The sequence below is a fragment of the Arthrobacter crystallopoietes BAB-32 genome, assembly GCF_000328305.2.
Lineage (GTDB): Bacteria > Actinomycetota > Actinomycetes > Actinomycetales > Micrococcaceae > Crystallibacter > Crystallibacter crystallopoietes_A.
Map to the genome: position 1 here is coordinate 1 of NZ_ANPE02000119.1, position 9,794 is coordinate 9,794.

8 protein-coding genes and 1 tRNA gene are annotated in these 9,794 nt (G+C 63.9%); 2 read left to right on the top strand and 7 right to left on the bottom strand.

Features of this window, described 5'->3' with window-relative positions:
* The first annotated feature begins 153 nt into the window (after positions 1-153).
* On the top strand, positions 154-1,140 hold the full coding sequence (locus D477_RS09665) for a diaminopimelate dehydrogenase (RefSeq protein ID WP_005268849.1): 987 nt from the start codon (positions 154-156) through the stop codon (positions 1,138-1,140).
* Positions 1,141-1,304: 164 nt separating this feature from the next.
* On the opposite strand, the gene D477_RS09670 is transcribed toward D477_RS09665, so the two are convergent.
* The 7 genes from D477_RS09670 to D477_RS09700 form a co-directional block, all read right to left on the bottom strand.
* Entirely contained in the window at positions 1,305-2,471 is a 1,167-nt protein-coding gene (locus D477_RS09670) for an acyltransferase family protein (protein WP_005268850.1), read from the bottom strand.
* Between the two features lie 118 nt (positions 2,472-2,589).
* Positions 2,590-4,026: an NADP-dependent phosphogluconate dehydrogenase gene (gene gndA / locus D477_RS09675; protein WP_005268851.1), complete on the bottom strand. Its 1,437-nt coding sequence runs from the start codon at positions 4,024-4,026 to the stop codon at positions 2,590-2,592.
* Between the two features lie 128 nt (positions 4,027-4,154).
* Complete coding sequence (locus tag D477_RS09680; RefSeq protein WP_005268852.1) at positions 4,155-5,042, bottom strand: serine hydrolase; 888 nt, start codon at positions 5,040-5,042, stop codon at positions 4,155-4,157.
* Between the two features lie 147 nt (positions 5,043-5,189).
* Positions 5,190-5,262, bottom strand: a tRNA-Val gene (locus tag D477_RS09685).
* 61 nt (positions 5,263-5,323) lie between these two features.
* A complete protein-coding gene (locus tag D477_RS09690; RefSeq protein ID WP_005268853.1) occupies positions 5,324-6,199 on the bottom strand; it encodes an NAD-dependent protein deacetylase in 876 nt (291 codons plus the stop codon).
* A 12-nt stretch (positions 6,200-6,211) separates the two neighbouring features.
* Complete coding sequence (locus D477_RS09695) at positions 6,212-6,670, bottom strand: peroxiredoxin (protein ID WP_005268854.1); 459 nt, start codon at positions 6,668-6,670, stop codon at positions 6,212-6,214.
* Between the two features lie 4 nt (positions 6,671-6,674).
* Positions 6,675-7,097: a DUF3052 domain-containing protein gene (locus D477_RS09700; RefSeq protein WP_005268855.1), complete on the bottom strand. Its 423-nt coding sequence runs from the start codon at positions 7,095-7,097 to the stop codon at positions 6,675-6,677.
* Between the two features lie 361 nt (positions 7,098-7,458).
* On the opposite strand from D477_RS09700, the gene aceE reads away from it, so the two are divergent.
* Positions 7,459-9,794, top strand: a 2,336-nt coding sequence (gene aceE, locus D477_RS09705; protein WP_005268856.1) for a pyruvate dehydrogenase (acetyl-transferring), homodimeric type, incomplete at its 3' end; no start/stop codon positions are given.

A 9,794-nucleotide genomic window follows, 5' to 3' on the forward strand; every position in this document is an offset into this window, starting at 1 on the left:
TTTCGGGAAGGTCCCGGGCTGCTCAGCTGAGCCGCCCGGGACCTTTGCCTTCCCCGCTCTGTGCGCTCAGCAGCGGCCTGCCCCCTGTCACGATGAGCGTCGCCAAACCTCCGCGCCTATAGTGGAAAGTTGGACTAAATGGGAGGACAAAGCATGGGTGAAACCATCCGAATCGGCATCGCAGGTTACGGAAACCTGGGCCGCGGAGTGGAAGCGGCAGTGGAGAAGAACGCGGATATGAACCTGGTCGGGATCTTTACCCGACGCTCTCCGGCAGATCTGGCCCCGCTGCGCCCGCAGACGCCCGTGTACAACATGGACGAACTCGCGGCGCATGAGGACGGCATCGATGTGCTCATCCTCTGCGGCGGCTCTAAGGAAGACCTCCCGCAGCAGGGGCCGCTCCTGGCCGCACAATTCAACACAGTCGATAGTTTCGATACGCACGCCCGCATCCCTGAATACTTCGAGTCCGTGGACGAACCGGCTCGGGAAAACCGGAAAACGGCACTGATCTCCGCCGGCTGGGATCCGGGCATGTTCTCAATCAATCGGGTGTACGGCGAGGCCCTGCTGCCTGATGGCGACACGTACACTTTCTGGGGCCGCGGCCTCAGCCAGGGGCATTCCGATGCCGTGCGCCGGGTACCCGGCGTCGCCGGCGGCGTCCAGTACACCCTGCCCTCGCAGCCCGCCATCGACAAGGTCCGCAGCGGCAGCCGTCCCCAGTTGGAGACCCGGCAGAAGCACACGCGCGAGTGCTTCGTGGTGCTGGAGCAGGACGCCGAACCCGCCGCGGTGCGCGAAGCCATCGTGACTATGCCGCACTACTTCGACCAGTACGACACCGAGGTCCACTTCATTTCGGCCGAAGAGCTCGCCCGGGACCACCGCGCAATGCCGCACGGCGGATTCGCTATCCGCAGCGGCAACACCAGCAGCGAGCACGCCCAGGTCATCGAGTACAGCCTCACGCTTGAGAGCAACCCTGAGTTCACCGCCAGCGTCCTGGTGGCCTACGCCCGGGCGGTGCACCGGATGAACAAACAGGACCAGTTCGGTGCCAAGACCGTCTTCGACGTGCCGCCGGGCCTGCTCTCCCCCAAGTCGGCCGCCGATCTGCGGGCCGAGCTCCTGTAATTCTCCGCCAGGCCGAAAGCACTGTTGCCTCAGAGCGGAGCCAGCTGACGTCCGGTTCCACCCTGAGGCAACGGCCGCGGTCCTGCCGCAGGCCATGCCCGCACCAGTTGGCGCACGACCGGTGCGCGGGCCAGCTGTACTCTTCGCCGCCGTTCGAGTCCCGGCTATGACCTGCTGCTGTCGTCGACGGCCTTCAAACGTTCCAGTCCAGTGCCCACGGACCGCCGCAGCTTCGGTCCGAGTGGCCGTTCAACCGCTCGGTGGATGACCCAAGCCAGCACTACGCACAGTACGGTCGCCACGAGAAGGGTCAGCCAGGGCGAGAGCCAGGACTCGAAGACGGAAATGAACCACCAGCCCCAGTACTCATGTATCAGGTACAAGGGATAGGTGAGAGAACCGGCAAGCGCGAGCCATTTCCATGACACCTGTTTCAGCGGCGTCAGTGTCGTGGCCGCCACGATGAGGAAACAGCACATGATCGCGAGCCAACAATAGTAGTCGGCGAAATCATGCCCTGACATCTTTTCAATCGCTCTGAAGTGGCTGGTAGTTGTCTGCTGCGCGGCCAAGATGACATTCATGCCGAGCACCAGGAACGCGGGCATGGAGGGACCTTCGCGATGAAGCAGGTAGATCATCATGCCGCCAGCAAACAGCGCGGCTGAATGGGGCATGAGTAGTTCACTCAGGAAAGGGCTTTGGGCCTGTCCCGCCATGACGGCAGCTATGGGCCAGAACGTACAGAACAAGAGAATCCGGCTACGGGTAATTCCGACGGTGGCAAGGACGCCGATGAGCACATAGAACTTGAGCTCTTCCCAAAGGGTCCAATACACCCCGTCCACGTGGGCGACCCCGAGCGGTTCCTGCAACATGGTCAGATTCACGAGGACCTGTGTCATCGAGATGTCCTTGCCCTCCGGCCACACAACCAGCAGAAGGAATCCCGTGAGGAGGACGCCCGTCCAATAGGCCGGAAACAGCCTTCCGATGCGGGACGCGATGAAATGGGACGGGCTTCTCCCCCAGACCGACAGCAGAATCACGAATCCGCTGATAATGAAGAACAGCTGAACCCCGAGGCCTCCAAAAGCGGTGATTTTCGAGGTCGATGGGAAAACCTCGGCGACTGGCAGGCCCCAGGCGGCGTTCTCACGCGACGTGAAGTGATAGAGCACGACCGCAAGGGCCGCGGCCATTCGAAGACTGTCCAGCAAATAGAACCGGCCCCTCGGTCCTGGGTCTCCTTCACTCCGGACCGGGGCCCGCTCCACGGGGATCTGTTCCGCCGGCGTCCCGCCGGACCGGACAATCTCACTGGTAGTCATTGAAGCATAATCCTGTATTTTCGCTCTTCATACTGACGTACTTCTGCGCACGTGCGATCACCGGCCCTGCCCTGTGGCGGGGCCGGGGCCTCAATGCTTTGTCGGCGCTTGTGTCCCGTCAGTGAGTATCGACGGCGGAAACCTCGGACTTGTCCCCGCCCCACAATGTGTGGAACGTGCCTTCGGCGTCGACCCGCCGGTAGGTATGGGCCCCGAAGAGATCGCGCAGCCCTTGGGTCAGGGCCGCCGGAAGCCGCTTGCGGCGCAGGCCGTCGTAGTACGCCAGCGAGCTCGAGAACACCGGCACCGGGATTCCAAGCTGCACCGCCACAGCGACCACCCGCCGCCAAGCCGGAACGGCGTCCGCGATCGCGGTGGCGAAGGCGGGCGCGAAGAGCAGGTTTGCCGGCTTGTCCTCGTCCGCATAGGCCTTCATGATGTCGTCCAGCAGTTCGGCGCGGATGATGCAACCGGCCCGCCACAGCGACGCGATCTCATCCAGCTTCAGGTCCCAGCCGTATTCGGCCGCCGCCGCCGTCAGCATGTCGATGCCCTGCGCGTAGCTGACCAGCTTGGACGCGAACAGCGCCTGCCGGACGTCCTCGACGAATCCCTCCGGCACCTGGACCTGGTCCTCGTGGCCGGCGAGGATGTCCTGGGCCAGCGCCCGCTGGTCCCGCTGCGAGGACAGGCCGCGGGCGAACACGGACTCCGCAATTCCGGACACCGGCGAACCGAGCTCCAGCGCGGACACTACGGTCCAGCGTCCGGTCCCCTTCTGGCCCGCGGAGTCAACAACGACGTCGACAAACGGCTTTCCCGTCCTGGCATCCGTATGCGCCAGGACCTCGGCGGTGATTTCGATCAGGAACGAGGACAGTTCCCCCTTGTTCCATTCGGTGAAGACCTCCGCCTGCTCGGCAGGCTCCAGTCCGGCCGCGGAACGCAGGAGGTCGGAGGCTTCGCCGATGACCTGCATGTCCGCATACTCGATGCCGTTGTGCACCATTTTGACAAAGTGCCCGGCACCGTCGGTACCCACCCACCGGCAGCAAGGCTCGCCGTCGTACTTTGCGGAGATCTTCTCCAGCATGGGCCCGAGGGAGTCATACGAGGCGCGCGAACCGCCGGGCATGATGGACGGCCCCAGCAGCGCACCTTCCTCACCGCCGGAGACACCGATGCCGACGAAGTGCAGGCCCTTTTCGGCCAGTGCGGCTTCCCGGCGGCGCGTATCTTCGTAGTGCGAGTTGCCGGCGTCGATGACAATATCGCCCTCGTCCAGCAGCGGAACCAACTGCTCGATCACCGAATCCACCGGAGCGCCGGCCTTGACCATGATGAGCACGCGGCGCGGCTTCTCCAGCGCGTCAACGAGTTCAGCCAGGCTTTCCGTGCGGACGAAATCGCCCTCGTCACCGTGGTTCTCCAGCAGGGCGTCCGTCTTGGCCGCCGAGCGGTTGTGCAGTGCCACGGTGTATCCGTTGCGGGCGAAGTTCCGGGCGAGGTTGGCTCCCATAACGGCCAAACCTGTCACTCCGATGTGTGCACTCATGAAGTCTCCATTGCTGCTTGCGGAACCGGCAGGGCAATTGCGCCGGCCGGCGGGAATCCAGTGTCCAGCCTAGCCGGGCCCTGTACGGGAGCGGTAAGCGGTTGCACTATTTTTCCGGCACGGGCTGGTCAGAGGTCGTGGACGATGGCTGCCACGTCCTCGACGAGGTCCACACCGTCGTCCTTGGCGGGGCTGCCGTTGGAAAGCACAGCAATGCTGTATTCGTTGGCGCCTTCGCTGACATGTCCGATGCTGTTCACATTCCAGCGCCCCTGGTCATCCTGCAGCCAGCCGTTCTTCAGTGCGACGGCGGCATCATCCGTTCCAGCGGGAACTCCCCAATACTGGGAGCCTTCCACCGAGTTCATCAGTTCCAGCAGGTAGTTCCGTTGCTCTTCGTCGAGCCATTCGGCACCATAAACGACGGCGTCGACCACCTTCAGCTGGTCTTCCGCAGTCGTCAGCGACGCGCCCCAGCCGGCGCCTGCCTCGGTTCCGGCCATGCCCAGAAGCCGGTAGGTCTCTTCGAGTCCCACCTCGCCGCCGATCCGAATGTACAGCTCGTTGGTGGCCTCGTTGTCGCTCTCCCTGATCATCAGGCCCGCGAGCTCAAGTTCCTCGCCGGTCAGCCCCCGGCCGTCCTCTGTGGCCTGCCGGATCAGCGTCAGCACGATCGATACCTTCACGATGCTGGCTTCCATGTAGCGCCGGTCGCGCTCATACGTCCATGTCTGACCGGTCTCGCCATCACGAACGGCCACGGAGAAAGTCTTGCCCGTCACTGCGGCATGCTCGGCCATAGCCGCTTGGAAGCGCTCCTCCCTAGAACCGCTTCCGCCGGGAGCAGTACGCTCAGCCGGGGCTGGTCCCGCCAGGGCGAGGCCATGCTCAGGCAGGGCGTGCAGCAGGTCCCGGCTACCGCCGTCGTCGGCGAAGCTGAGCGCGGAAACGGTCAGCGCGGCAGCCGCCACTGCGGTCATGGCTCCGGCCGCGAGCCGGACAGTGCGTCGGGGCATATGCACCTAAAGTCGGGAACGTTCCTCTTCCTTGGTATCAAGCCGTACCCTGCTATGGCCAACCGGCTAGCCCTGCTCGGGATCAAACATGATCAGCTTCGCGCTCCTTAAACGCAAACAGGACCCCGTGTCCGAGGCCCTGGCGGGTGGGTCCTACCGGGATCGAACCGATGACATCCACGGTGTAAACGTGGCGCTCTACCAGCTGAGCTAAAGACCCAATGCGATGTTTTGTACAGTGCCGCAATGCGTTATCCGCCGCAACATCACAAGGAAATACCTTACCTGATAACCGGTCCGGCGTGCCAATCGGCCGGGCCCGAACCAGCCCCTGCCAGCCCAGGCAGCCCGGCCGAAAGCGCCTGCAGGGATTCTGAGGTTCCGGCCTCCAGCTTCACCGCGGCCAGGCCATCGCCCCGGGTTTGACCCCGATTGATGATGACCACCGGTTTCTCCTGCTTGGCGGCATGGCGGACGAAGCGCAGGCCGCTCATCACTGTCAACGACGACCCGGCTACCAGCAGGGCCGCTGCAGCGTCGACCATGGCATACGCTGCGGCAACACGGCTTTTGGGCACGTTCTCGCCGAAGTAGACAAAGTCCGGCTTCAGCATTCCCCCGCAGACCTCGCAGGCGGCGACCACGAAGCCGTCGGTGTCGGAAATGTCCGCGTCCGCGTCCGGCGCTACATCCCCCGCATCCGCTCTACCGGCCGTCCAATCCTCGTTCAGGCTCTCAAGCCTGACGGCCAGCGCAGCGCGGTCCACGATAGTTCCGCAGTCAAGGCAGATAACCTGGTCGAAGCGGCCGTGGAGGTCGATAACCTTCCGGCTTCCCGCGGCTTGATGAAGCCGGTCGACGTTTTGCGTGATCAGTCCGGTCAGCACGCCCTTGCGTTCTATCTCAGCCAAGGCGAAATGGCCCGAGTTGGGCTGCGCCCGGCGCATATGGCGCCAGCCGGCATGATTCCGCGCCCAGTACCGGCGCCGAAGCAACTCGTCCGAGACGAACTGCTGGTAGGTCATCGGATTGCGGGGAACGGACCCCGGGCCCCGGTAGTCGGGGATGCCGGAGTCCGTGCTCAAGCCTGCCCCAGTGAGGACGGCCAGGGGCCGACCGGAAAGGATCTCTAGCACATCCCGCAACTGCCCGTCCATTTGGTGGCTTGCCTACAGTTCCTTCAGGATCCGGTGGTACTCCTGGATATCCCGCGCTTGGGAGCGGGAATTCCGGATGACATGCCGCAGGACGCCCTCGGCGTCGACGATGAAGGTACCTCTGAGCGCCATGCCGGACTCATCGTCAAACACACCGTAGGTCTTGGCAACTGCGCCGTGGGGCCAGAAGTCGGCGAGCAAGTCGAACTCGTAGCCCTCCCTGTCGGCGAAGGCACGCAGGGCGAACTTATGGTCGATGGAAATGCCCAGCACACGGGCATTTTCGCTCTTGAACGACTCCAGGTCATCGCGCAATTCGCACAATTCGCCGGTACAGATGCCCGAGAAAGCGAACGGGTAGAAAACCAGGACGATGTTCTCGCCGCGCAAGGCCGAGAGCCGGACGGGCTCACCGAACTGGTTCGAGAGTTCGAAATCCGGCGCCGGCTGCCCGATAACAGGTTCAGTCATGGCCCTAGCCCTTGTTCCGCTTGCTCACGAGCCGCGCTGCGGCCCAGTCGTCGGAGACACCGGCCGAGGACGTAGCATGCAGTCCTGCAGTGGGTGCGGCTTCCTGGATTTCCGACGGCGGGACGTAACCGTCGCGGCCGGACTTCGGCGTGAGGACCCACACCTGCCCGCCGGAGTCGAGCGTCGTCTGGGCATCCATCAGCGCATCGACCAGGTCTCCATCTCCGTCACGCCACCACAGGATGACGGAGTCCACTGCTTCCTGGTCATCTTCGGTGAGCAACTCCGAGCCGGTGAGTTCCTCGATGTCGTCGCGCAAATCGAAATCCACGTCGTCGTCGTAGCCGAACTCCTGTATCAGGTCCCCTTCTTTGAAACCCAATTTGCCCGCCACATTATCGACTGCGGCGGTCTCGGCCTCACTCACTGTGCTCCTCCTAGTTGCAACTTCCTGCGTCCGGTTCGGACGTTGTTATGGATATTACAAGCCAACACCCTATTTGTGGTTGCTTCAAGCGGCCGTGACGCCTGGCCGCCGAAACAATGGACAGTGCCCGTAGCCGGATACTGGAGAGACCCAAGCCCCGGCGGACGCGGCAGCGGAGCCGTCACGTGCTGCGTAGATGCCCGCGAAACAGCTAGAGTTGCACCAGTTGTACCGTCCGGCGGATCCGGCATGGAACAGCAGCCGATGCCTCCGGCGAAGAGGCCGAACCCCGCCGTACAATCGGCCGGGACGCTTGACCAGACAAGGCGCAGACACAATCTGCACATCAGAGAGGTTGGACGTGAGCGCAGGAGAAGACACCTCACACATCCTGAGCGGCCTGACAAGCCAGCTGCCGGACCGTGATCCAGAAGAGACCGCCGAATGGATGGAATCTCTCGATCAGCTGATCCAGTCGCAGGGCACTGAGCGGGCGCAGTTCATTATGCGTTCGCTGCTGCAGCGGGCCGGTGCGCAGAGCGTGGGCGTTCCCATGGTCACCACCACCGACTACGTGAACACCATTCCGGTGGACCAGGAACCCGAATTCCCCGGCGATGAGGAAATCGAACGCCGCTACCGCGCCTGGATGCGCTGGAACGCTGCCATGCTCGTGCACCGCGCACAGCGCCCCGACATCGGAGTCGGCGGACATATCTCCACCTACGCCGGCGCCGCCACACTCTACGAAGTCGGCTACAACCACTTCTTCCGTGGCAAAGACCATTCCGGTGGCGGCGACCAGGTCTTCTTCCAAGGCCACGCCTCCCCCGGCATGTACGCCCGGGCGTTCCTCGAAGGCCGCCTGACCGAAGAGGACCTCGACGGATTCCGGCAGGAAAAGTCCCGCGAGGGTCACGCTTTGCCGTCGTACCCGCACCCGCGCAGCATGCCGGAGTTCTGGGAGTTCCCCACGGTCTCGATGGGCATCGGCCCCGCCAACGCCATCTACCAGGCTCAGCTGAACCGCTACCTGCAGAACCGGGGCATCAAGGACACTTCCGACCAGCACGTCTGGGCCTTCCTCGGCGACGGCGAAATGGACGAACCCGATTCGCGCGGTTTCCTCCAGTTGGCGGCGAACGAGAAGCTCGACAACCTGACCTTCGTCATCAACTGCAACCTGCAGCGCCTGGACGGCCCGGTGCGCGGCAACGGCAAGATCATGCAGGAACTCGAAGCGTTCTTCCGCGGCGCGGGCTGGAACGTCATCAAGGTTGTCTGGGGCCGCGAATGGGACGCGCTGCTGGCCAAGGACCGGGACGGCGCCCTGGTCGACATCATGAATTCCACTCCGGACGGCGACTACCAGACGTACAAGGCTGAGTCCGGCGGCTTCGTGCGCGAGCACTTCTTCGGGAAGACGCCGCAGACCAAGGACATGGTCGCGGACATGAGCGACCAGGAGATCTGGAACCTCAAGCGCGGCGGCCATGACTACCACAAGGTCTACGCCGCCTACAAGGCCGCCACCGAGTTCAAGGGCAAGCCGACGGTGATCCTGGCCCAGACCGTGAAGGGCTACGGCCTCGGCACCCACTTCGAGGGCCGCAACGCGACCCACCAGATGAAGAAGCTCACGCTGCAGGACCTGAAGGACTTCCGGGACCATCTGCGCATCCCGATCAGCGACGAGCAGCTTGAGGCCGACCCGTACCGCCCGCCGTACTACCACCCGGGTTCGGATTCACCGGAGATCAAGTACCTGATGGATCGCCGCGCCGCTCTCGGCGGCTCGGTGCCGGAGCGCCGCAGCGAGCACGCTCCTGTCCATTTGCCGGACGAGAAGGCCTACGAGGTCGCCAAGCGCGGCTCCGGCAAGCAGCAGGCGGCCACCACCATGGCCTTTGTGCGCCTGCTCAAGGACCTCATGCGGGACAAGGAATTCGGTGCCCGCGTGGTGCCGATCATCCCGGATGAGGCCCGGACCTTCGGCATGGACTCGTTCTTCCCCACTGCGAAGATCTACAACCCGAAGGGACAGAACTACCTGTCCGTGGACCGCGACCTGGTGCTGGCCTACAAGGAGTCCCCGCAGGGCCAGATCCTGCACACGGGCATCAACGAGGCCGGCTCCGTTTCGGCCTTCACCGCGGCCGGCACTTCCTATGCCACGCACGGCGAGCCGCTGATCCCGATCTACATCTTCTACTCCATGTTCGGCTTCCAGCGCACCGGCGACTTCTTCTGGGCTGCCGGTGACCAGATGGCCCGCGGCTTCGTTATCGGTGCCACCGCCGGCCGGACCACATTGACCGGCGAGGGCCTGCAGCACGCCGACGGGCACTCCCCGCTGCTGGCGTCGACCAACCCTGCGGTCATCACCTACGACCCGGCCTACGGTTACGAGATCGGCCACATCATGAAGGCCGGCCTGGAGCGCATGTACGGCGGGAACCACCCGGATCCCAACGTCATGTACTACCTGACCGTCTACAACGAGCCGATCATCCAACCGGTCGAACCCGAAGAGCTGGACGTTGAAGGCCTGGTCAAGGGCATCTACCTGCTGGCCCCGGCCAAGATCGACGGTCCCCGCACCCAACTGCTGGCCTCCGGCGTTGCCGTTCCTTGGGCTCTCGAGGCCCAGCAGATCCTGGCCGAGGACTGGAACGTCTCCGCCGACGTCTGGTCCGT